The 22799-nt window shown below is 45.9% G+C and carries 20 protein-coding genes; 10 read left to right on the forward strand and 10 right to left on the reverse strand.

Translation table 11 applies throughout. The features are described from left to right. Window positions 1-141: 141 nt before the first annotated feature. On the forward strand, window positions 142-918 hold the full coding sequence (ygiD, locus tag BDE27_RS14225) for a 4,5-DOPA-extradiol-dioxygenase (RefSeq protein WP_099133008.1): 777 nt from the start codon (window positions 142-144) through the stop codon (window positions 916-918). Between the two features lie 5 nt (window positions 919-923). On the opposite strand, the gene BDE27_RS14230 is transcribed toward ygiD, so the two are convergent. From BDE27_RS14230 to tolC, 3 genes are all read right to left on the reverse strand, one after another. Next, entirely contained in the window at window positions 924-2084 is a 1161-nt protein-coding gene (locus tag BDE27_RS14230) for a glutathionylspermidine synthase family protein (protein WP_099133009.1), read from the reverse strand. 6 nt (window positions 2085-2090) lie between these two features. Beyond that, window positions 2091-2762, reverse strand: coding sequence for a DUF1190 family protein (locus BDE27_RS14235; RefSeq protein ID WP_187651199.1), 672 nt, complete (start codon window positions 2760-2762; stop codon window positions 2091-2093). Between the two features lie 187 nt (window positions 2763-2949). After that, window positions 2950-4314 (reverse strand): outer membrane channel protein TolC, encoded by a 1365-nt coding sequence (tolC, locus tag BDE27_RS14240; protein WP_099133011.1) that lies wholly within the window; start codon window positions 4312-4314, stop codon window positions 2950-2952. 218 nt (window positions 4315-4532) lie between these two features. Between tolC and nudF the strand changes: the two genes are divergently transcribed. The 8 genes from nudF (at window position 4533) to folA (ending at window position 14285) form a co-directional block, all read left to right on the forward strand. Next, entirely contained in the window at window positions 4533-5174 is a 642-nt protein-coding gene (nudF, locus tag BDE27_RS14245; RefSeq protein ID WP_099133012.1) for an ADP-ribose diphosphatase, read from the forward strand. Between the two features lie 97 nt (window positions 5175-5271). Further along, window positions 5272-6114 (forward strand): 3',5'-cyclic-AMP phosphodiesterase, encoded by an 843-nt coding sequence (cpdA, locus tag BDE27_RS14250; RefSeq protein WP_099133013.1) that lies wholly within the window; start codon window positions 5272-5274, stop codon window positions 6112-6114. Beyond that, on the forward strand, window positions 6114-6722 hold the full coding sequence (yqiA, locus tag BDE27_RS14255) for an esterase YqiA (RefSeq protein WP_099133014.1): 609 nt from the start codon (window positions 6114-6116) through the stop codon (window positions 6720-6722). The genes cpdA and yqiA overlap by 1 nt, the downstream gene beginning before the upstream one ends. A gap of 73 nt (window positions 6723-6795) precedes the next feature. Beyond that, entirely contained in the window at window positions 6796-8691 is a 1896-nt protein-coding gene (parE, locus tag BDE27_RS14260) for a DNA topoisomerase IV subunit B (protein ID WP_099133015.1), read from the forward strand. Between the two features lie 65 nt (window positions 8692-8756). Further along, window positions 8757-11012: a DNA topoisomerase IV subunit A gene (gene parC / locus BDE27_RS14265; protein ID WP_099133016.1), complete on the forward strand. Its 2256-nt coding sequence runs from the start codon at window positions 8757-8759 to the stop codon at window positions 11010-11012. 83 nt (window positions 11013-11095) lie between these two features. Next, on the forward strand, window positions 11096-11827 hold the full coding sequence (locus BDE27_RS14270) for a 1-acylglycerol-3-phosphate O-acyltransferase (RefSeq protein ID WP_099133055.1): 732 nt from the start codon (window positions 11096-11098) through the stop codon (window positions 11825-11827). A 305-nt stretch (window positions 11828-12132) separates the two neighbouring features. Then, window positions 12133-13554, forward strand: coding sequence for a cell division protein FtsP (gene ftsP / locus BDE27_RS14275; protein WP_099133017.1), 1422 nt, complete (start codon window positions 12133-12135; stop codon window positions 13552-13554). Window positions 13555-13799: 245 nt separating this feature from the next. Further along, window positions 13800-14285, forward strand: a complete 486-nt coding sequence (gene folA, locus BDE27_RS14280) for a type 3 dihydrofolate reductase (RefSeq protein WP_099133018.1) — start codon at window positions 13800-13802, stop codon at window positions 14283-14285. Between the two features lie 72 nt (window positions 14286-14357). Here folA and apaH read toward each other — a convergent pair whose 3' ends face one another. The 6 genes from apaH to lptD all read right to left on the reverse strand — a co-directional run bounded on the left by apaH (window position 14358) and on the right by lptD (window position 21115). After that, on the reverse strand, window positions 14358-15176 hold the full coding sequence (gene apaH / locus BDE27_RS14285) for a bis(5'-nucleosyl)-tetraphosphatase (symmetrical) ApaH (protein ID WP_099133019.1): 819 nt from the start codon (window positions 15174-15176) through the stop codon (window positions 14358-14360). A gap of 2 nt (window positions 15177-15178) precedes the next feature. Continuing rightward, complete coding sequence (apaG, locus tag BDE27_RS14290) at window positions 15179-15556, reverse strand: Co2+/Mg2+ efflux protein ApaG (RefSeq protein ID WP_099133020.1); 378 nt, start codon at window positions 15554-15556, stop codon at window positions 15179-15181. A 36-nt stretch (window positions 15557-15592) separates the two neighbouring features. Then, window positions 15593-16408: a 16S rRNA (adenine(1518)-N(6)/adenine(1519)-N(6))-dimethyltransferase RsmA gene (gene rsmA, locus BDE27_RS14295; protein WP_099133021.1), complete on the reverse strand. Its 816-nt coding sequence runs from the start codon at window positions 16406-16408 to the stop codon at window positions 15593-15595. Next, window positions 16401-17393 carry a 4-hydroxythreonine-4-phosphate dehydrogenase PdxA gene (gene pdxA, locus BDE27_RS14300; protein ID WP_187651172.1) on the reverse strand — a complete coding sequence of 331 codons (993 nt, stop codon included), beginning with the start codon at window positions 17391-17393 and terminating at the stop codon, window positions 16401-16403. Before pdxA ends, rsmA begins: the two co-directional genes overlap by 8 nt. Then, window positions 17383-18684, reverse strand: coding sequence for a peptidylprolyl isomerase SurA (surA, locus tag BDE27_RS14305; RefSeq protein ID WP_099133023.1), 1302 nt, complete (start codon window positions 18682-18684; stop codon window positions 17383-17385). Before surA ends, pdxA begins: the two co-directional genes overlap by 11 nt. A gap of 64 nt (window positions 18685-18748) precedes the next feature. Next, window positions 18749-21115: an LPS assembly protein LptD gene (gene lptD / locus BDE27_RS14310; protein ID WP_099133024.1), complete on the reverse strand. Its 2367-nt coding sequence runs from the start codon at window positions 21113-21115 to the stop codon at window positions 18749-18751. 182 nt (window positions 21116-21297) lie between these two features. On the opposite strand from lptD, the gene djlA reads away from it, so the two are divergent. Beyond that, the gene (gene djlA / locus BDE27_RS14315) at window positions 21298-22107 is read left to right on the forward strand and encodes a co-chaperone DjlA (protein ID WP_099133056.1); all 810 of its coding nucleotides are present in this window, start codon (window positions 21298-21300) and stop codon (window positions 22105-22107) included. Between the two features lie 6 nt (window positions 22108-22113). Here djlA and rluA read toward each other — a convergent pair whose 3' ends face one another. Then, window positions 22114-22767 carry a bifunctional tRNA pseudouridine(32) synthase/23S rRNA pseudouridine(746) synthase RluA gene (gene rluA, locus BDE27_RS14320; protein WP_099133025.1) on the reverse strand — a complete coding sequence of 218 codons (654 nt, stop codon included), beginning with the start codon at window positions 22765-22767 and terminating at the stop codon, window positions 22114-22116. Window positions 22768-22799 lie beyond the last annotated feature (32 nt).

The raw sequence follows: 22799 nt of genomic DNA on the forward strand, positions 1-22799 counted from the left end.
TAGCCTTTCAGTATTTCTAAGACACGCCATCATTTTTGATTGACGATATTCAAGGAAGGAATGTCTTAATCCTGTCATAATTTTTTTATCATAATCCGAATTCATTATTCGAATGTTTAATTTGTTGTATAAGGGGCGAAAATGAGTCTCCTGAGAATGCCTGCTTTGTTCATTGGTCATGGCAGCCCAATGAATGCCATTGAAGATAACTGTTACTCACGTGCTTGGTTTGAACTGGGGAAGAAATTACCCAGGCCAAGGGCGATTCTGGTGATTTCTGCGCACTGGTACACGAATGGTACAGCCGTGACAACGATGACACGGCCCAGAACTATCCACGATTTTGGTAACTTTCCCAGAGAATTGCATGAAAAACAGTATCCAGCTAAAGGTTTTCCTGAACTAGCTGTATTGGTACAGGATATCCTTGAACCGATTGAAGTCGAGACTGATTTTGAAAAATGGGGATTGGATCATGGATCTTGGGGAATATTGGCAAAAATGTATCCTGATGCCGATATTCCGGTTGTCCAACTGAGCATGGATCGTAATCAACCTGCGTCTTTTCATTATGAAATAGGTAAAAAATTAGCGTTACTGCGAGATGAAGGCGTCTTAATCATGGGCAGTGGAAATATTGTGCATAACCTGCCGGCCGAAAAATTGGGAGCAGAACCTTTTCCCTGGGCACTCTCTTTTGAGCAGTTTGTGCGTGAAAGTTTAACCAGCATGGAAGAGCCTCATCCTCTGTTTAATGCTTTGGACAGGGAAGATGGTCAATTGTCTAACCCAACACCAGAACACTTCCTGCCATTGTTGTATGTGATGGGGACATGGAATAAAAAAGAGCCAATTTCAACGCCAGTTGAAGGGATTGAAGACGGCTCTTTAAGTATGTTATCGATTCAGATTGGCTGATTGAGTCAATCCAAAATAATATGCGGGTAGAAGCGTGACAGATCTTGGGTGATTAACTCTCGGTCTTCACGGATACAGATACCCGCAGATTGATCATCCACTAACCAGCTACCGACCAGGGCATAGTTACCATCAAATTTCGGTAATGCGTGGAACTGTTGGATGATCATGCCCTCTTCTCCATAAGGGCCATCCGCACTGGCGATTTCCCGGCCGTTTTCAATGATGCGAATATTAGCCCCTTCGCGGGAGAACAGTGGCTTAATGACATAGCTGTTCATGTCTGAAGGGCGTTCATCCGCAAAATAGGCAGGCAGTAGGTTAGGATGATTTGGGAACATTTTCCACAGCATTGGCAGCAGTGCTTTGTTGGAGATAATGCTTTTCCATGCTGGCTCCAGCCAACGGACACCAGCATCAGCCAGCTTGGTGGAAAACATCTCACGCAACATAAATTCCCACGGATACAGCTTAAACAGGTTGCTGATCACTTGATCCTGCAAGTCAGTAAACTGCCCTTTCTCACCCAGCCCGATATCCTCAATAAACAGGAACTCTGTGGGAATATCGGCTTCCGCAGCACAATCCTGCAAATATTGGATGGTGCCACGATCTTCTTCAGTATCCTGACAGCAGGCCATGTGCAGCAGGCTAAACCCATGTTTTTCACGTAACTGTGCAAAACGCTCAATCAGCTTTTCTTGTAGGCTGTTAAACTGATCAGCATTTGACGGCAGGTTGCCGGCATTAATCTGGTCTTCCAGCCAGATCCACTGAAAGAAAGCCGATTCATACAGTGACGTTGGGGTATCGGCATTGTTTTCCAGCAACTTAGGGGGATTTTTGCCATCATAGGCTAAATCCAGACGGGAATAGAGCGAAGGTTGACTGGTTACCCATGAAGAACGGATAAATTCCCAACAGTGTTTTGGGATCTGGAATTTGGTCAGCAGTTCTTCACTATCGACCACTTTTTCCACGACCTGCAAACACATTTGGTGCAGTTCTGCCGTTGCATCTTCAATTTCTTCAATTTGGTTCAACGTGAACTGGTAATAAGCGTCTTCACTCCAGTAAGGCTGACCATACATCGTGTGAAAATTAAAACCAAACTCTGCTGCTTTTTCGCGCCAATCGGGGCGCTCGGTAATACCAATGCGTTTCATCTTTGATTAACCACCCATAGAACGGGAAGAACTGGAACTTGAGCTGGCAGACGAACGCTGCATGGCAGATTGTTTCGCCACAGATTCACCGAACCCACCACGGGTAATCGTAGTTGTGGTTGCTGGTTTTGGTGCCATCGCCGTCTTTGGCACGGTCATGCTGCGACCACCTGCGGTAGCAGGGCCATAGCTTTTACCTGTTGCATCAACAAATTTGCCATTGGCTGGGCTGGAAGCCGATTGTGATGTGAACAGCGGTTGTGATGGTGCAGAGCTACCGCCCATTAAGCGTCCCATCATATAACCTGCCATCAAAGGCATCCAGAAACTGCTGCTACTGCTTTGTGCCTGAGCCTGACCGACTCCCGCCTGAGCAGGGGCTTGCGTGCATTGTTGTTCTCCAAATTCAGCCACACACTCTTCGCGAGTCGCATATTTCGGTGCGGTTTTTTCCGCTTCTTTCAGGGCGTTGTTATAGGCGGTTTTGCATTGTTCGCTTTGAGAAGGATTCGCCTGGGAGCACTCATCGGCATTGGTATAGAGTGATACCGTTTCATCGTTTTGTTCACAGGCAGCAAGCATAAAAACAGCACTGACAGCAAGCGCTACAGGTGTCAGGCGATAGCTTCGCCACGTTTTACGGAAAGAATCGCGGTTTATCTCTTTTGTCCGTTTCATTGTCATAGGGGCATCCATCTTGAGGGTATCTGATAAGATTAAGAGCTATAACCCATTTTATTGTGTTCAATGGGTGTGGCTCTCAGGGATGTGTTAAAAAGCAGCTCACGCAATCGCGGGCCGCTTTCTTTATTAGTATAGCGTTTTTAATATAACGTTTTTCAATTGAGAACGATAGTGCATTAATTCAGCGAACTGACGGCGTTTTCATCTCTTTAATGATACTGCTGGCAGAGGTTGAGATTTGCGCGCCTAACATCTTATTCAACTCTAGCAAATCATTTTCATTCAAAACGCCGCGCGCCTGTTTATTCTGTAACAGGGAAAGCAAGTAGTCGTAACGTGCTTTAGACAGATCCTGTTTGGCTCGGTAAAGTTTAGTTGTCGAATCCAGAACATCAACAATAGTACGGGTTCCTACCTGATAACCGGCCTCCATTGAATCCAATGAACTTTGCGCAGAGAGTACTGCCTGTTTATTGGCTTCAACACTACTGATTGCGGCAGCAATGTTATTGGTGGAGGAATGCACTTCTTGTGTCACTTTACGATAAGTGTTTTCCAAATCTTGGCTGGCGCTGACAAAATTATATTTTGCTTGTTCTACTTGAGAATAGGTAGCTCCGCCACTGAATAGCGGTAAGTTCAAAGACAGCTTAACGCTATTACCGCCTCTATACTCATCTGCTCGTTTATTTCCGCGTATATGGTTGTTAGAAATACTTGTACCTGCGCTTAAATTAACCGTTGGCATATAACCTGTCTGCATTTCTTTGATTTGCTCGCGTCTTAAATCTTGCATTAAGCGGGCTGACAGCAGGTTCAGGTTACGGGTTTCTGCTTCTTTCAGCACTTTATCAGCCAATTCTGGTTGTTTGGTTTTGAACTGATCAATATTCAGTGCAGCCAACTGTGGGTAGTAAGCGCCTGTAATCATACGTAGTTTTTCCAGCGCGTTTTCCAGATTGTTGCGATCAGAAACTTCGGTTGCCAGAATTGAGTCATATTGGGCGCGCGCATTCTGCACGTCGGTAATGGCAACTAAACCGACATTAAAACGCTGAGTGGTTTGATCCAGTTGACGGTACAGTGAGGCTTTTTGAGCTTCGGTAAAGGTTAATGTATCAATTTTATTCAGAACATCAAAATAGGCTTGCGCAGTATTGAGAATTAATTGCTGTTGAGCGGCTTGAAATTTGATGTCTTCAATACCTGCATCTTTCTCTGCTTGACTCAGACGATTCCATTTCGCCATATCAAAGATGGTTTGCGTCAGTTGCAGACCCGCATCTGTGCCATGAGATTCTGAATTTCTGGAGTCGCGAAAGCCCTTACCATAATTAACTTCTGCACTCAGCCCCAATTGAGGCAATAAAGTACTACGAGCTTGATTAATCTTTTCAACCACTGAATTGCGGTCAGCTTGTGCCTTAAGCAATTCCGGGTTTGTTTCTTTTGCCTGCTGATAAATCTGGAGTAAATCCGCAGCATGGCTTGAAGTACTAAAACCTACCAGATTCATAGCAATAAAAAGAGAGAGCAATTTTTTCATTTGCGTTCCTTGTTGTGCAGCTATTTTGCTTAAGTTGCCTCTGCATAAAAACGAATACCACAGATTCTAGCAGAGAATGCCAGCAGGGTAGGGTGGCTGTTTGTGCCATATTGCCTCATTTTTCTGCTTGTTTGTATCATCAAAATGAATTTATTTAGATCAATATGAAAAAATACCTTTTAATAATAGGAAATTTTAAAAACTAATCAGGAGATTTTATGAGTAAAAACCTTGCATCGCCATATACTTTTACTAAACAAGACGTCGAAGTTATTTCTCAAAAAACGCTTTATCGTGGTTTTTTTAAAATGACTGAATATCAATTCAAGCATCGCTTATTTCGCGGTGGTTGGAGTGAAACCATTAAACGTGAAGTTTTTGAGCGAGGTCATGCCGGCATTTTGTTGCCTTATGATCCGGTGTGCGATCAAGTTGTTTTGATTGAACAAATCCGTATTCCGGCGATTGAAACCAGTCATACGCCGTGGCTGTTGGAAGTGGTTGCCGGCATGATCGAAGAGGGAGAAGACGCAGAACAGGTCGTCCGTCGCGAAGCCGTGGAAGAGGCAGGGATTGAGGTTAAGCGCTGTCAGCCTGCGTTAAGTTATCTTTCCAGCCCTGGCGGTACGACAGAACGTATGTATATCTTTGTCGGTGAAGTTGATGCCGCCACTGCATCAGGGGTTCATGGTCTGGAAGGTGAGCATGAAGATATCCGTGTTCTGGTTGTGAGTCGTGAACAGGCTTATCAATGGGTAGAAGAAGGCATTATCGATAATGCGGCTTCAGTTATTGCAATACAGTGGCTGGCATTGCACCATGAAAAACTTAGGAAAAAGTGGTTGGGTAATCATTCCTAATTTACGTTGGGAAATGGGAAGTGTGCCCCAGCCAGCAGATCTTTTGCATAAAGACACGTTAAAATAATCCTTATGATCGACAGGAAAAGGAAACCTTTTGGAAAGCCTGCTTGAAGTACCTGTGGCAGAAGGCGCCACAGCCAGAATACTGCAAATTACCGACACGCACCTTTTTGCTAATAAGGGAGATTCATTGCTGGGAGTTAATACCTATCGCAGTTATCATGCGGTATTGAATATGATTTTGCAGCAAAATCTCGATATTGATTTGATCGTTGCGACAGGTGATTTGGTACAGGATCAGACCATCAATGCTTACCAGCATTTTGCTGAGGGTATTGCTCGTTTACCTGTACCTTGTGTTTGGTTACCCGGTAATCATGATTATCAACCCGCGATGGTTGACACGTTGGCAGCAGCAGGCATTTCACCTTCCAAGCAGATCGTTATTGGACAGCATTGGCAGTTGATTATGCTGGACAGTCAGGTGCAAGGTGTTCCTCATGGTGAATTGACGGATTATCAGCTTGAGTGGATGAAAAAATGCCTGGATGGACACAGTGATCGCCATGCGATTATTATGCTTCACCATCACCCGATTCCATCTGGATGCACATGGCTGGATCAGCACAGTTTGCGTAATGCCCCCGAATTATCAGAATGTTTGAAAGGCAAAACCCAGGTGAAAGCCATACTGTGTGGGCACATCCATCAAGAAGTGGATGAAATGTGGAACGGTATTCGTGTTATGGCAACCCCATCAACCTGTGTGCAATTTAAGCCACATTGTACTAATTTTATGCTTGATACAGTGGCTCCGGGATGGCGTTATCTCGAACTGTCTGTGGCTGGCAATAATAAAGAAGCGAAATTGCAGACACAGGTTCACAGGCTTAAGAATAACGAGTTTTGCCCGGATTTAGATTCGGATGGGTATTAATGTCGACGTTACTCTACTTACATGGTTTCAATAGTTCCCCTCAATCCGCAAAAGCGAATGTGCTGAAAACGTGGTTACACCAGCAGCACCCTGAAATTGACATGCTGGTGCCGCAATTACCCCCTTATCCTGAAGATGCGGCCATCTTACTGGAAGAACTGGTAATGGAACACGCCGGTGAAAATATCGGGCTGGTAGGTTCTTCCCTGGGCGGTTATCTGGCTATCTGGCTTTCCCAGTGCTTTGGTTTGCCCGCCGTGGTTGTCAATCCTGCGGTACGTCCTTTCGACTTGCTTCAGAATTATCTTGGGGAAAACGTGAATCCCTATACCGAAGAGCGCTATACTCTCGAACCAAGCCATATACATGATCTCAAAGTGATGCATATTGACCCGCTGGAATCACCTGATCTTATTTGGTTATTGCAGCAAACAGGGGATGAGGTGCTCGATTACCGTCAAGCCGTTGCTTACCTGATGCAGTGCCGACAGACAGTTGAATCCGGTGGGAATCATGCTTTTATTGGCTTCGAATATTATTTCCCTCAAATCATTGACTTCTTGGGGCTGACCAGTGGCAATAGTAAAAAAATTGCCAAAAATAGGTAAGCGACTGGTATTATCAACAGTATATCAATACTGATTGGCCCTCTAATAACGAAGCAACCGACAGAATTACAACATGACTCAATCTAGTTACAACGCAGAGGCCATTGAAGTCCTCAGTGGCCTGGAGCCAGTTCGTCGTCGTCCCGGAATGTATACTGATACAGCCCGCCCGAACCATTTGGCACAGGAAGTGATCGATAACAGTGTGGACGAAGCTCTGGCTGGTCACGCGAAGCATATTGAAGTAATCCTTCACAGCGATCAGTCTCTGGAAGTGATAGATGATGGCCGTGGTATGCCGGTTGATATCCATCCTGAAGAAAAAGTTTCTGCTGTTGAATTGATTTTAACCCGCCTACATGCGGGCGGAAAATTTTCCAATAAAAATTACCAATTCTCTGGTGGCTTGCATGGGGTTGGGATCTCGGTGGTCAATGCTCTGTCCAAGCGCGTGGAAGTGACTGTTCGTCGTAACAGTCAGGTACACCAAATCGCCTTTGAAAATGGTGAGAAAGTACAAGAATTGGAAGTCATCGGCAGTTGTGGCAAACGCAATACCGGAACGAGTGTCCATTTCTGGCCAGATGAAAGCTATTTCGATACACCCCGTTTTTCTGCCACCCGCTTGACTCATTTACTAAAAGCCAAGGCGGTGCTGTGTCCGGGGGTTGAGATTGTTTTTAAGGACAAACTGAATGATACCGAGCAGAAATGGTGTTATGCCGACGGGTTGACAGATTATCTGTTAGAAGCCGTCAACGGGTTGGTAACATTGCCACAAGCGCCTTTTGTCGGCACATTAAGTGGAGATACTGAAGCGATTGACTGGGCAGTGCTCTGGCTACCGGAAGGCGGAGAATTATTGACGGAAAGTTACGTCAACCTGATCCCAACGGTACAAGGTGGCACCCATGTTAACGGCTTGCGTCAAGGTTTGTTGGATGCCATGCGTGAATTCTGCGAGTTCCGCAATATATTGCCACGTGGGGTTAAACTCTCTGCTGATGATATTTGGGATCGCTGTGCTTATGTGCTATCGCTTAAAATGCAAGATCCACAATTTGCCGGCCAAACCAAAGAGCGCCTCTCTTCTCGCCAGTCTGCGGCTTTCGTTTCTGGTGTGGTGAAAGATGCATTCAGCTTGTGGTTGAACCAGCATATTCAAGATGCGGAGCAACTCGCTGAAATGGCAATTGCCAGTGCGCAGCGTAGAATGCGTGCGGCGAAGAAAGTGGTACGCAAAAAGCTGACCAATGGCCCTGCTTTGCCGGGTAAATTGGCAGATTGTACTGCACAAGATCTCAATGTTACTGAACTGTTTTTAGTAGAAGGGGATTCTGCGGGTGGCTCTGCGAAGCAAGCTCGTGATCGTGAGTTTCAGGCGATCATGCCACTGCGTGGAAAAATCCTGAATACATGGGAAGTCTCTTCGGATGAAGTACTGGCTTCGCAGGAAGTTCATGATATCTCTGTGGCGATTGGTATCGATCCGGATAGTGATGATCTAAGCCAACTGCGCTACGGTAAAATCTGCATACTGGCGGACGCAGACTCTGATGGATTACACATTGCAACATTGCTGTGCGCCCTGTTTGTCCGTCACTTCCCGACATTGGTGAAACGTGGGCATGTCTACATGGCAATGCCGCCGCTATACCGCATCGACCTTGGCAAAGAAGTACATTATGCGCTGGATGAAGGGGAAAAAAGTGCCATCCTGGATCGTTTGAGCCGCAAGCGGGGCAAGCCGAACGTTCAGCGCTTTAAAGGGTTGGGTGAAATGAACCCAATGCAGTTGCGTGAAACCACGTTAGATCCTAACACTCGCCGTCTGGTGCAATTGACTATCGACGATGAAAATTATCAAGAAACGCTCTCAGTCATGGATATGCTTTTGGCGAAAAAACGTTCAGAAGATCGCCGTAATTGGCTGCAAGAGAAGGGTGATTCCATTGATATCGAAATTTAGCGCATGAATTTAGTGCATAAATACAGCGCAAAGGTAGTCAATACAGATCCTGAGGAAATTATTACATGAGTGAGATAACTCACGACGGTGTGGAGCGTCAGCCGCTCCACAAGTTCACTGAAAACGCCTATTTGAATTACTCCATGTACGTCATCATGGACAGGGCGTTACCTTTTATTGGTGATGGCTTAAAGCCTGTTCAGCGTCGTATTGTCTATGCGATGTCAGAACTTGGGCTGAGCAGCAGCGCCAAATTTAAAAAATCTGCCCGTACTGTCGGTGATGTTCTCGGTAAATATCATCCGCATGGTGATGGGGCCTGTTATGAAGCTATGGTTTTGATGGCTCAGCCTTTCTCATACCGTTATCCGTTAGTCGACGGGCAAGGAAACTGGGGGGCGCCGGATGATCCAAAATCCTTTGCGGCGATGCGTTATACCGAATCTCGTTTGTCTAAATATGCCGAATTGTTACTGTCTGAGTTGGGGCAAGGAACCGTAGATTGGGTGCCAAACTTTGATGGTACATTGCAGGAGCCTAAGTGTTTGCCTGCACGTCTGCCTAATATCTTGCTTAATGGCACCACGGGCATTGCCGTTGGTATGGCGACCGACATCCCGCCACACAATGCTCGTGAGGTAGTGAATGCACTGATAGCCATGTTGGATAAGCCTGATCTGTCGCTTGATGAGGCGATGGAATATGTCAAAGGGCCAGACTATCCAACAGAAGCTGAGATCATCACGCCAAAAGAAGATATCCGCAAGATCTACAAAAATGGTCGTGGTTCGGTACGGATGCGGGCGGTTTGGTCGAAAGAAGAAGGTAACGTAGTGATCACGGCTTTACCTCACCAGGTATCTGGCGCGAAGGTTTTAGAACAAATCGCCAGCCAAATGCGGGCGAAAAAGTTGCCGATGGTGGATGATCTGCGTGACGAGTCTGATCATGAAAATCCAACCCGCCTGGTGATTGTTCCCCGTACTAACCGCGTGGATGTCGAGCAGGTGATGAACCACCTGTTTGCAACCACCGATTTGGAAAAAAGCTATCGCGTCAATCTCAACATGATCGGCCTGGATAACCGTCCTGCGGTTAAAGGTTTGGTTGAGATCCTCAGTGAATGGCTGGTTTTCCGCCGTGAAACAGTGCGTAATCGCCTGAACCATCGCCTGGAAAAAGTGCTTAAGCGTTTGCATATCCTGGAAGGTTTGCTGGCAGCATATCTTAATATTGATGAAGTCATCCATATTATTCGTAATGAAGATGAGCCGAAGTCAGTATTGATGCAGCGTTTTGAATTAACCGAAACGCAGGCAGAAGCCATTCTTGAACTGAAATTGCGCCACTTGGCAAAACTGGAAGAAGTCAAAATCCGTGGCGAACAGGATGAATTGGCGAAAGAACGTGACAAACTTCAGGCGATCTTGGGTTCTGAGCGTAAGTTAAATACATTACTGAAAAAAGAAATTATTGCCAATGCAGAAAGCTACGGTGATAACCGTCGCTCCCCGCTGAAAGAGCGTACGGAAGCGAAGGCCATGAGTGATCATGACATCCTGCCCTCTGAGCCGATTACCGTCATCATGTCAGAGATGGGCTGGGTACGTAGTGCGAAAGGGCACGATATTGATCCGGCTGGCTTGAATTACAAATCTGGTGACAGCTTCCGCAGTGCGGTGCGCGGCAAGAGTAACCAGCCAGTGGTCTTTATTGATACCACAGGGCGCAGTTATTCCGTTGATCCGTTGGATTTGCCATCAGCCAGAGGGCAGGGAGAACCACTAACAGGCAAACTGGCGTTGCCGGTAGGGGCATCGGTTGAGCATCTTTTGATGGCGAAAGAAGAACAGAAATTCTTGATGGCATCTGATGCGGGGTATGGTTTTATCTGTACTTTCAATGACCTGATTGCCAAGAACCGAGCGGGCAAGGCGATGATTACTTTGCCTGAAAATGCCAAAGTGATGCAGCCGTTGGAGATTAACAACGAACAGGAAGACATGTTACTGGCGATTACCAACGCGGGTCGTATGTTGATGTTTCCGGTGGCTGATCTGCCGCAGCTTTCAAAGGGTAAGGGCAATAAGATTGTTTCCATCCCGGCGGCACAGGCTGCATCAGGCGAAGATATGCTGGCTTGGTTATTGGTATTGCCGCCACAATCTTCAATCACGCTTTATTTTGGCAAACGCAAGTTACTGCTTCGCCCTGAGGATTTACAGAAATTCAGGGCAGAGAGAGGGCGCAAGGGCGTGTCTCTGCCTCGTGGGTTACAGCGTATTGAACGCGTTGAAATAGTTTGTAATACAAGCAATTAAGCTGCAAATTGCAGGGTGAAAGGTATAAATCGTAATTTTAGGCCAGTGTAATGAATGCACTGGCCTTTCAACAAGGGGCCGCTATGCTAGCAATCATTCGGGGAATTATTGTTATCCTGTTTGTGATACTGATCTTTATTTTTGGCTGTATCTACTGTTTATTCAGCCCACGCAACCCACGTCATGTTATGACTTTCGGGCATGCGTTTGGCAAATTGCACAAAGTGCTTGGCATCAAGCTGCTGGAACGTATTCCAGAGGAAGCACAGGAATATGGGCCTAGCATTTATATCGGCAATCACCAAAATAATTACGACATGGTTACGATGTCGAATGCGGTACAGCCACGTACAGTCACTGTGGGCAAAAAAAGCCTGGTCTTTATTCCCTTCTTTGGCCCGCTTTATTGGCTGACAGGTAATATTTTGATCGACAGGGATAATCGGACAAGAGCACATGGCACGATTTCACAGGTTGTCAAACAGATCAAAAAAAATCGGGTTTCGATTTGGATGTTTCCAGAAGGAACGCGCAGTCGTGGCCGTGGGTTGATGCCTTTTAAAACAGGTGCTTTTCATGCCGCCATTACAGCAGGTGTACCTATCGTGCCGGTCTGTGTTTCTACAACACACGATAAAATAAAACTAAATCGTTGGGATAATGGCACCGTTATTGTTGAAATGTTGCCTCCAATTGACACCACGAAATATACCAAAGAACAGGTTCGTGAATTGGCAGAACACTGCCGACAAATGATGAAAACTAAAATTGCAGAATTGGATAAAGAAGTCGAGGCACTTAATCAGCGTGGATAATTAAATGATGGTTAATTGGCCTGAATGATCCATTATGTTCTCCCACATGTTGGACTGATTATCGCTATAATTTTTCGATAATTTTAGAAATTCTCTCCTGTTCGCGATATGATTGCGTTTAATGAATTAACGTTTTTATTAAACGCAATCGATAGAATAATAAATTCTGATAGCCACAATATCAGGGTATTCATCCCTGCAATTATTTGAATTAGGCAATCATTGGAAATTGCTATTTGGGTTGTGAAAATTATTTTTATCGTAGAGAGACTATTCCTTCTGTGGAGACCTTCTGTGGAGAAAGTATGTCACTGAGTCGGCGCCAATTTATTCAGGCTTCTGGTTTGGCAATGTGTTTAGGGGCGCTTCCTTTTGTTGTTCGGGCCAACAAAAATCAACAAACAAAATTGCCGCTCCCTCCCTTACTGGAATCCCGCAGAGGGCAACCCCTGTTTTTAGCCATACAAAAAGCCACCTGGTCGTTTAATGGTCATAATAAAGCGCCAGTCTGGGGCATCAACGGACATTATTTGGGGCCAACCATTCGGGTTCATCGAGGGGATGATGTCAAACTGATCTATAGCAATCGGTTATCTGAACCGGTTTCAATGACCGTCGGGGGATTACTGGTGCCTGGAACCTTGATGGGCGGTTCGGCTCGTTTGATGGCGCCGGGGGAAAATTGGTCGCCGGTTATCCCGATAGATCAAGTTGCATCGACCTGTTGGTATCATGCCAATACCCCAAATCGCATGGCACAGCATGTTTATGCCGGCCTTGCTGGTATGTGGCTGGTGGAAGACGAAAGTAGCCGCCGCCTGCCTTTACCCAGACATTATGGTGTCGATGATTTTCCTGTTATCTTGCAAGATAAGCGATTGAATAATTTTGGTGTACCGCAATATAACCCGCCAGCCAATCAAGGTTTTCTTGGCGATACCTTAATTGTTAATGGTGTCGAAAATCCTTTTGTGGAGGTTGCCAGAGGTTGGGTCAGGTTACGCTTTCTGAATGCATCCAATGCCCGACGATATCAATTGCAACTCAGTGATGGGCGTCCTTTCTACATGATTGCCACTGATCAAGGCTTGCTGCCTGCTCCCGTGGCGGTACAATTATTGTCACTTGCGCCGGGAGAACGGCGAGAAGTCTTGATTGATATGTCGAAAGTGGAAAGTGTTACCGTTACTGCGGGAGAATCTGCTGGCGTAATCGATCGTTTGAAAGGCATGTTTGAACCTTCGACCAAACTGCTGTCAACGACGGTATTAACCCTGAAAGCCAGCGGGTTGCTTCCTTTGGTGACAGATCAACTACCGACTCAGCTTATCGTTGATAATCCACAGATCAACTCTACCATTCAAAATCGTCAGATTGATTTGGGCAATTATTCTCAAGGGATTAATGGCTCACTGCTGAATGAGCATCGAATCGATATCACAAGCCAACAAGGCGCATGGGAACGTTGGATAGTCACAACGTCAGTGCCCCAGCCTTTCCATATTGAAGGGGTAAGATTTAAGGTCATCAGCCTGAATGGCAACCGTCCAGAACCACAGGATTATGGCTGGAAAGATACCGTTTGGATCGATAGCCGGGCAGAATTGCTGGTTAATATGATGCAGCCGTCTTATGAACATTTTCCTTTCATGTATTACAGCCAGATATTGGAGATGGCAGATCGTGGAGTTGCCGGACAGTTAATTGTCAATCCTGCTGGTTTTTAAATGAAATCTTTGTTCTGACTTTACTCGTTTCTGGCTCTGTTTTAGATAGATGTTCTGTCAAATGGAATAAAGTTGTTATTTTGCTGCCTGCTTGTTAAGTAATAATCTGTTAAACAACGGATTGTTTAACAATTCGCGGGCAAACTCACTATTTGTTCGGATAAATGGCTAATCTTATCGACTGTGAGTAACCCTTTCCGTATAGTGTCCCAAATTTTCATACTACTTGGCTGTAAGGTGATTTAATGATTATCAGCTTGATTACTGCGATGGCTATGGATCGAGTTATCGGTATGGAAAATGCCATGCCGTGGACTTTGCCGGGTGATTTAGCCTGGTTTAAACGCAATACACTCGGAAAGCCGGTTGTAATGGGGCGAGTGACTTATGAGTCTATTGGCCACCCTCTGCCAGGGCGCCTGAATATCGTGATTAGCAGTCAACCTGCAAATGATGATCGGGTGACTTGGGTTAACTCTATCGAAGCTGCTTTATCAGCCGCTGGCGATGTTAAAGAAGTTATGGTGATGGGAGGAGGAAAAATTTATGAGCAGTTTATTCCTCTGGTTAATCGTATGTACCTGACTCACATTGATGCAGAAGTGATTGGTGACACGCATTTCCCCGATTATGAACCAGATGAATGGAATTCAACGTTTACCGAATATCACGATGCAGATGAAAACAATTCTCATAGCTATTGTTTTGAAATTCTGGAACGCCGAGAGTGAGTTAATCTTACGTGTGGAGTGCCTTGGGGCACTCCAGTGTCACAGCCAGGTTTATTATTTTATTTACCAAGCTTATGATTTGGATAATGATTTTTGGCTGAAATACTGTTTATCTTCCCAACGAAGCAGGGTTAATTTACCTCCCCAACAACACCCGGTATCCAGAGCGTAGATGCCAGCGGGGGTGCCCTGACCTTCCAGAGCAGCCCAGTGACCAAAGGCAATTGAATAGTCTTCAGGAATGCTGCGTGGTAATTCGAACCAGGGTTTTAGTGGGGCAGGCGCATTTTCCGGTTTGGATTTGCAGCTCATATCCAATTGACCATGTGGAAAACAATAACGCATTCGGGTCAAGGCATTGGTACTGTAACGTAATCGAGCAAGTCCGCTTAACTCTGGCGTCCAATTGTTCGGCATATCTCCATACATTTCATTGAGAAACAAGGGATAACTGTCACTGCGAAGAATGGCTTCCACTTCACGGGCACATATTTTGGCTGTTCCCAGATCCCATTGTGGAGTGAGCCCGGCATGTGCCATGACGAGTTTCAGTTCTTCATCGATTTGCAGCATTGGCTGCTTTCTCAACCAATTTATTAATTCATCGACATCCGGTGCCGCGAGTAATTCATCCAGCAAATCTTTCGGTTTATTGCGGCTGATCTTAGCGTAAACCGCCAACAGATGCAGATCGTGATTGCCTAATACCAGTTTAACTGCGGAGCCGAGTTGCTTAGTGTAGCGAAGTACTGCCAATGAATCAGGGCCACGAGCGACCAGATCGCCTGTTAACCATAAAGTGTCTTCACTGGAATTAAAATCGACTTGTTGTAACAAGGCGCGAAATTCACGATAACAGCCGTGAATATCGCCAATAAGGTATGTAGCCATAATTAATTTATCAGTGTTGGAATAGCCAGCCGGAACACGGGAATGGCGACACGGAATGGACGACCATCGTGATCGATCATGTTATAGTGACCTTCCATTGTCCCCAGAGGTGTTTCCAGAATAGCGCCACTGCTGTAGCGATATTCTGTTCCCGGTGGGATCAAAGGTTGTTTTCCCACAACCCCTTCACCCTGAACTTCGGTTAGGTGACCATCACTATTGGTAATGCGCCAGTAACGGCTAATAAGTTGCACAGGGGAATGCCCAAGATTACGAATTGATACGGTATAAGCAAACACAAAACGTTGTTGTTCCGGCTGTGATTGACTTTCTACGTAAGTACTTTGTACTTGAATATGAATTCTTGGTTCATTGAGCATAGATACCTCCTGTTGCTGCAACGCCTGTTTATTTGTTTAGGCAATTTCAGGTTGAGATGATAACCAATTCGCCATCTTACAGTATTGCTCGACAGAGATGTTTTCAGCCCGCGAGTTTGGATCAATACCCAATTCTGTTAACTGTTCAACAGAAAAAATGTTCCCAAGGCTATTACGGATCGTTTTTCTCCGTTGGTTAAATGCCTGAGTTGTGATCCGGGCTAACATGCGAATGTCCTGAACAGGATAAGGCATACTCTTGTGTGGGATCAAACGCACAATAGCAGAATCCACTTTTGGCGCTGGTGTAAATGCTGTTGGCGGTACTTCAAGAACAGGTATTACCTGACAGTAGTATTGTGCCATCACACTTAAGCGTCCATAGGCTTTACTGTCAGGCCCTGCGACAAGACGATTCACAACTTCTTTCTGCAACATAAAGCTCATATCAGCGATAGCATCAGTATAGCTGAAAAGATGGAACATTAACGGCGTAGAGATGTTATAAGGCAAGTTACCAAATACACGCAGGGATTGCCCATGTTCTTTAGCAATCTGACCAAAATCAACGGTCATCGCATCTTGTTGAATGATTGTCAGCTTATCTTTCAGTTTGGGGTGGACATGCAGGCGAGCCGCTAAATCACGGTCAAGCTCGACGACAGTCATCTTATCCATGCGTTCACCAACTGGCTCAGTCAGTGCCCCCAGACCTGGGCCGATTTCCACGATGGCTTGGCCAGCCTGTGGGTTCATCGCATTGACAATACTATCAATGATAAACTGATCGGTTAAAAAGTTTTGCCCGAAACGTTTACGGGCATGGTGCCCTTGATGGACTTTGTTATTCATTACTATTTTGTATCATTTTAATTGCTAGATTCAATGCGGTGATAAAACTACCCACATCAGCTTGACCTGTCCCCGCCAGCTCCAGTGCTGTGCCATGATCGACAGAAGTTCGGATAAATGGCAGTCCCAACGTAATATTTACGGCCCTGCCAAAACCTTGGTATTTTAACACGGGTAACCCTTGATCATGATACATCGAAAGCACGGCATCAGCATGATCTAAATATTTGGGTTGGAACAGGGTATCCGCAGGTAATGGACCTTCCAGCCATATCCCTTCTGCTCTCAGACTGTCTAAGGCAGGAATGATGATATCTATTTCTTCATGTCCCATATGCCCACCTTCACCGGCATGAGGATTCAGACCACAAACATAGATATGGGGACGGGGGATACCGAATTTGGTTTTTAGATCATGATTAAGAATGGTGATCACTTCCCGCAGAGAATCAAACGTAATTGCGTTGGGGACATCCAGAATCGGCAGGTGCGTGGTTGCCAGCGCTACCCGTAGCTCTTCCGTTGCCAACATCATGACTACCCTTGAGCATTGGCTATGGTCAGCAAAAAACTCAGTATGTCCGGTAAAAGGTACGCCTGCATCATTAATGACACCTTTATGTACAGGCCCTGTCACCAATGCTGAGAACTCCCCATTCAGGCAGCCATCGCAAGCTCTTGCTAAGGTTTCCGTGACGTAAGTACCGTTTTTCCGGTTTAATTCCCCTGCAATCGTCGGGGAGTGGAGGTTAACGGGCAGGATGGTCAGGGTTCCGGCGGCTTGTGATGAAGAAATGTGTTCCGGAGAATAAGTTTGCAGTTGCAGAGGTAAATTCAGTTGCTTAGCTCGGGACAGCATCAGCTCTGGATCAGCACAGACAACCAGTTGGCTAGGCCACTCTTTTTGAGCCAGGGCAATGACTAAGTCAGGGCCAACCCCGGCTGGTTCGCCGGGGGTAATGACGATGGGTTTATTATTGTGCATTGTTACCATCTAGAATTTTCACATAAGCAGAGGCGCGTAATTCCTGCATCCAGCTTTGTGCCTCTTCATTGAATTTACGGTTGAACAGCAGGCGGTAGGCGCGATCTTTCTGTGCGGCGTCTGTTCTGTCAACTTTGCGGCTATCCAGCAGTTGGATTAAGTGCCAGCCGAACGAGGAGTGAACAGGCTGGCTGATCTCACCTTTTTGCAGTTTCATCAACGTATCATGGAAAGCAGGATCGTAAGCACTCGGCAAATTCCAACCCAGTTCTCCACCGCGCATGGCTGAACCTGGATCTTCAGAATGCGCTTTTGCTGCTTCTTCGAATGAGGTTTTGCCACTTAAGATCTCTTCTCTGAGTTTCATCAACTCGTTGCGTGCCTGCTCGTCATTCATAATAGGTGATGTTTTCAGCAGAATATGGCGGGCATTCACTTCGGTGACGGCAATAGACATCTGACCACCACGGATATCATTCACTTTCAGAATGTGAAAACCAACACCGGAACGAATTGGGCCAATAATTTGTCCTTTATGGGCAGACTGGAGCTGTGCAGCGAACAGGGATGGCAATTCTTGCAGTTTGCTCCAACCCATATTTCCCCCTTTCAGGGCTTGGGTATCACCGGAATAGGAGAGCGCTAATTTGCCGAAATCAACACCATTCTGGAGTTCAGATAAGATTTTTTTGATCGTGGTTTCCGCTTTTTCTACCTGCTCCTGGCTCGGGTTTTCCGGCAGAGGGATCAGGATCTGGCTGATATTTACCTCAGAGTCCTGGCTGTTTTGGTTGCTGATTTGGTTAGCCAGTGAATCAACTTCCTGTGGCAGGATAGTGATGCGGCGGCGCACTTCATTGTTACGTACTTCTGCAATCATCATTTCCTTGCGGATCTGAGTACGGTAAGCATCAAAGCTCATACCCTCTGTGCTCAGATTTTGCTTCAACTGGGCAAGGCTCAAGTGGTTTTGAGCTGCAATATTTGTGATCGCAGAATCTAAGGCTTGATCAGGAATAGTTATCTGCATCTGGTTTGCCATTTGCAGAACAATGTCGTCCATAATCAGGCGCTCAAGGATTTGGTGACGCAATGTTTTCTCATCCGGTAATTGCTGGCCTGCATGTTTTGCATTGAGTCTAACGGATTGTAAAAGGCTGTTGACGTCACTTTCCAGTACGACATCATTGTTAACAACGGCAGCTACCTTATTCAGCTCTTGTGGAGCCGCCATTGCGACAGAGTTTACTGAAAACATCAATCCGAAAATCAGCGATCTCCAGTTCTTCATACATTTCCCATCATATCAATCCCGCCTTGGCGGGGTTATTTTGTTTACATTGCGTTTATCGGTATCAGAATGCACGTTGGTATGGAAGAATACCTTGCTGCAACATTTTCTGACTACCCAAACTATGATTGTTACTTAAGCCACGAAGTTCAACATTGAATGACCATTTGTTGTCATATTGACTGCTGTCGAAGCGCCAGTCGGTGATCTTGCGTTCATAACCTACACTGACTGCCCAGCAGCAGGTGTTGTATTGCAAACCGACCATCTGGTTTGCTGGCTGTTTCTCTTTGGTATCGTAGTAATAAGCCCCGACAAACGCCCAACGATCTGACAACGGCCAGCTTGCCACCATACCAATCTGAGAAATTCCTTGCTGGTAAGCGGGCGCGCCTCCCTTGAGTGTGGCTTGAATATAATCGCGGTCAACAAAACGGTAGCTTAACTGCAACATGCGGTCAGCATCACGACGGTATTCCACTACGGCATTACCCATAGTGAAGCTGTTCAGACGATTATCATATTGTAACCCGCCTTTGATGCCCCAGGAATCATTGATTCTCCAGTGTACATCCCCAGCCCAGGTTGTCGCCCCCGTTCCTTTTTTATTCCCGATGATATCCTTGCTACCTGAAACAGATTCAGTGTTTTCGGTACGTGGACGTTCAAAGTAGTAGATTTGACCTACGGACAGGCTAAAACGTTCAACTAAATCTTCATCATAAATACGGGTAGTCACGCCAGTGGTAAATTGATTGGCAGACGAGATGCGGTCTAAGCCACTGTAGAAGCGATCGCGGAACAGCCCGGTATAGTCCGATTGCAGTAAAGAAGAATCAAAATTATTGATGTTGTTTTGATTCTTATAAGGCACATAGAGATATTGAACGCGTGGCTCCAGCGTCTGGGTATAACCCTGGTTAAAATACATGGCGCGTTCAAACACCATCTTCGCATCTGATTTAAATACCGGCAGGACACGGTTTACTGATCTTTCCAATGACGCCGTATTAGGCTTATTTTTGGTCGCTTCTGAAATATCTTGCTCATAGTGCGTCGCCATCAATTTAAATTCATTATTGATGCTCGCCCAGCCATTAGAGAGTGGTAAGTTAATGGCTGGTTCCAAATGCCAGCGTGTTGCATCCGGCCATTGATTGCCGACACTGGTAAATTTCGCTACTTGAGCATAAGTATGAAAATCAAATGGTCCCAGATTATTCTTATAGTAATTAAAGTCTAACTGAGGGGCAGCCCGATAAGCTTTTTTGCTCTCACTTGGGGTAAAGATTTGGAACTGTTTGGTTGTTAGTGTGGTATTCCAGTTTTTCTGGGCATAGCCAATACTGAATTTCTGAGTGGCATAGCCATCGGTGCTGGAACCGTATTGTGAGTTGAAGTCACTGAAATAGTTCGGATCACTGACTTTAGTATAATCAGCACTGAAACGCCAAACCTGATTCATGACACCACTGTGATTCCAGTAGAACAACCAGCGGCTGTTGCTATCCCGCTCAGGTCTGATATTGAGTCTTTTATCCTCTTCATACAGACGGTCGTGACCAATCCAATCCAGCGCAACTGTACCTGCCCCCGCTTTGGTTAAATAACGGAATTCATTATCCAGCTTCAAACCACGCATCGTGATGAGATGCGGTGTAATTGTGGCATCATAGTTGGGTGCAATATTCCAATAATATGGCAGCAGGAATTGGAAGCCTTCCTTATTGGAAAAACTGGCATTAGGGATTAAAAAACCAGAACGACGTTTATCCCCAATGGGTAATTGCAAATACGGCGTGTAAAACACCGGCACATTAGCAACGCGAAAACGGGCATTCCAGATTTCGGCGACTTCTTCTTCACGGTCAAGGATGACCTCAGAACCCACGACACTCCAGCTATCATTACCGGGCAGACAGGAAGTGAATATCCCATTATTCATGATGGTGTAGCGGTTCTCATCACGCAGCATCATCTTATCTGCGCTACCACGTCCTTGACGACCAACCATCTGGTACTTGCCTTGTTCCACGTCGGTATCTTTATTGTTCAGATTCGCCCAGGCGCGTGGTCCTTTCAAAATGATCTGAGGGTCATCATAGCTGACATTACCCACTGCGGTAACAGTGCGCACAGGTTCTTTATCCTGCTCTTGGGTCTGTTCGAGCCGAACTTTATCGGCTATCAGTGTTTTATTTCCCTGTTGGATATTCACATTGCCAATGAACTCAGCCGCATTGGGATATTCACCGTGAGAATCATCGGACTGAATATAAACTGGCAGTTTATTTGGATCGCCTGTGATAATCGGCTTATCGTAGACAGGTACACCCAGCATACATTGTGCTGCAAGGTCAGCATGAGCTTGCTGACTATAAAGTGCTGCCCATACCATTGTGGCCAGCAGGGTAGGATAACATTTATTCATAGATGTTTATGCGGTTCCGTCATCAGTGGCATCGTGCCGGCAAACGCTCAGAGACTAACGTAGTTGAGAGATATGCGCCAGAGTAAAGTTTAACTTTGCTAATCTTGTTGTTAGGCACAGAGCTTAATGGAGAGTATGATAATGCAAAATTGCGCTCAGAGCATTGGGGAATTGAAGACTATATGCAGTATTGGGGAAAATTATTCGGATTGATATTTGGGATTGCATCTGGTGCGGGTTTTTGGGGGATTGTGATTGGCTTAGTGCTTGGTCATATCCTTGACAAAATCAGGATGCAGAAATTGGGGAGAACGACTAAAGGCCCAACCCGGCAGGCGCTGTTTTTCCGCAGTACTTTTCAAGTATTGGGGCATTTAACCAAAGCAAAAGGTCGGGTAACAGAAACGGATATCCAGCTCGCTATCCAATTGATGAACAGAATGCAACTGCATGGTGAGGCACGGTTTTCTGCGCAGCAGGCGTTTCGTGAAGGCAAACAGTCTCAATTTCCTTTGCGTGAAACAATGCGACAATTACGCCGTGCCTGTTTCGGTCGTTCTGATTTGATCCGCATGTTTCTGGAAATTCAGCTACAAGCAGCATTTGCTGATGGCGAACTGCATCCTAATGAAAGAAAAGTTCTGTTTGTCATTGCCGAAGAGTTAGGTATTTCCCGTATTCAATTTGAACAATTCCTTGCCATGATGGAAGGCGGACGCCATTTCAGTGGACAGTACCAGCAGTATGGGCGCTATCAAGGCCATGAGCAGCAGCGTGCGACATTGGAAGATGCTTGTAAGGTATTGGGCGTCAATAAACAGGATGATGCGACCACCATTAAGCGAGCTTATCGAAAACTGATGAGTGAGCACCATCCCGATAAACTGGTGGCAAAAGGTTTACCACCAGAAATGATGGAACTGGCGAAACAAAAGACGCAGTCCATCCAGTCGGCTTACGATTTGATTAAAAAGGAGCGGGGTTTTAAATAGCGCACGTTAAAATTCGGCTTTACACTCAAAATGCATTGGTGTGCCATAAGCCGGATGAGTAATAAAGAGTTCTTGAGCATGTAATTGTAGGCGAGGCGCCATTTCCCTTGCCTGCGTATGGGCATAGAACTTATCTCCCAGGATGGGATTACCCAGTGCCAGCATATGTACCCGGAGCTGATGAGAGCGCCCTGTGATTGGTGCGAGCCTGACACGTGTTGCCTGAGCTTCATATTCCAGTACCTGATACTCAGTTTGTGCGGATTTGCCCGTTTCAAAACAGACTTTTTGTTTTGGGCGATTCGGCCAGTCGCAGATTAGGGGCAGATCCACCAAACCTTTTTCCTGCTCCATCTTTCCCCATACCCGTGCGATATAGATTTTTTTCGGCTCACGCTCACGGAACTGGCGTTTCAACTCACGCTCGGCGGCTTTAGTCAGCGCCACGACCATGATACCGCTGGTAGCCATATCCAATCGATGGACTGATTCGGCTGTAGGAAATTCAGCTTGGATCCGTGTCATGATACTGTCTTTGTGCTCTTCCGCTTTACCCGGCACAGAAAGTAATCCACTGGGTTTGTTGACAACCATAATGTACTCGTCCTGATACAGCACATATAACCAAGGATCTGTCGGGGGATTATAAGACTCCAGCATAGTGGCTCCAATGGGTCGGAAAAAATTGGATC

Source organism: Xenorhabdus ehlersii, from assembly GCF_003610465.1.
Taxonomy (GTDB): Bacteria; Pseudomonadota; Gammaproteobacteria; order Enterobacterales; family Enterobacteriaceae; genus Xenorhabdus; species Xenorhabdus ehlersii.

Excerpts from the sequence above, each read along its gene's own strand:
- pdxA (WP_187651172.1), bottom strand. The coding sequence starts at position 17,393 with ATGCACAATAATAAACCCATCGTCATTACCCCCGGCGAACCAGCCGGG.
- rsmA (WP_099133021.1), bottom strand. The coding sequence starts at position 16,408 with ATGAATAACAAAGTCCATCAAGGGCACCATGCCCGTAAACGTTTCGGG.
- apaH (WP_099133019.1), bottom strand. The coding sequence starts at position 15,176 with ATGGCTACATACCTTATTGGCGATATTCACGGCTGTTATCGTGAATTT.
- nudF (WP_099133012.1), top strand. The coding sequence starts at position 4,533 with ATGAGTAAAAACCTTGCATCGCCATATACTTTTACTAAACAAGACGTC.
- BDE27_RS14270 (WP_099133055.1), top strand. The coding sequence starts at position 11,096 with ATGCTAGCAATCATTCGGGGAATTATTGTTATCCTGTTTGTGATACTG.
- ftsP (WP_099133017.1), top strand. The coding sequence starts at position 12,133 with ATGTCACTGAGTCGGCGCCAATTTATTCAGGCTTCTGGTTTGGCAATG.
- djlA (WP_099133056.1), top strand. The coding sequence starts at position 21,298 with ATGCAGTATTGGGGAAAATTATTCGGATTGATATTTGGGATTGCATCT.
- tolC (WP_099133011.1), bottom strand. The coding sequence starts at position 4,314 with ATGAAAAAATTGCTCTCTCTTTTTATTGCTATGAATCTGGTAGGTTTT.
- parE (WP_099133015.1), top strand. The coding sequence starts at position 6,796 with ATGACTCAATCTAGTTACAACGCAGAGGCCATTGAAGTCCTCAGTGGC.
- folA (WP_099133018.1), top strand. The coding sequence starts at position 13,800 with ATGATTATCAGCTTGATTACTGCGATGGCTATGGATCGAGTTATCGGT.
- parC (WP_099133016.1), top strand. The coding sequence starts at position 8,757 with ATGAGTGAGATAACTCACGACGGTGTGGAGCGTCAGCCGCTCCACAAG.
- ygiD (WP_099133008.1), top strand. The coding sequence starts at position 142 with ATGAGTCTCCTGAGAATGCCTGCTTTGTTCATTGGTCATGGCAGCCCA.
- rluA (WP_099133025.1), bottom strand. The coding sequence starts at position 22,767 with ATGCTGGAGTCTTATAATCCCCCGACAGATCCTTGGTTATATGTGCTG.
- apaG (WP_099133020.1), bottom strand. The coding sequence starts at position 15,556 with ATGCTCAATGAACCAAGAATTCATATTCAAGTACAAAGTACTTACGTA.
- BDE27_RS14235 (WP_187651199.1), bottom strand. The coding sequence starts at position 2,762 with ATGAAACGGACAAAAGAGATAAACCGCGATTCTTTCCGTAAAACGTGG.
- surA (WP_099133023.1), bottom strand. The coding sequence starts at position 18,684 with ATGAAGAACTGGAGATCGCTGATTTTCGGATTGATGTTTTCAGTAAAC.
- lptD (WP_099133024.1), bottom strand. The coding sequence starts at position 21,115 with ATGAATAAATGTTATCCTACCCTGCTGGCCACAATGGTATGGGCAGCA.
- BDE27_RS14230 (WP_099133009.1), bottom strand. The coding sequence starts at position 2,084 with ATGAAACGCATTGGTATTACCGAGCGCCCCGATTGGCGCGAAAAAGCA.
- yqiA (WP_099133014.1), top strand. The coding sequence starts at position 6,114 with ATGTCGACGTTACTCTACTTACATGGTTTCAATAGTTCCCCTCAATCC.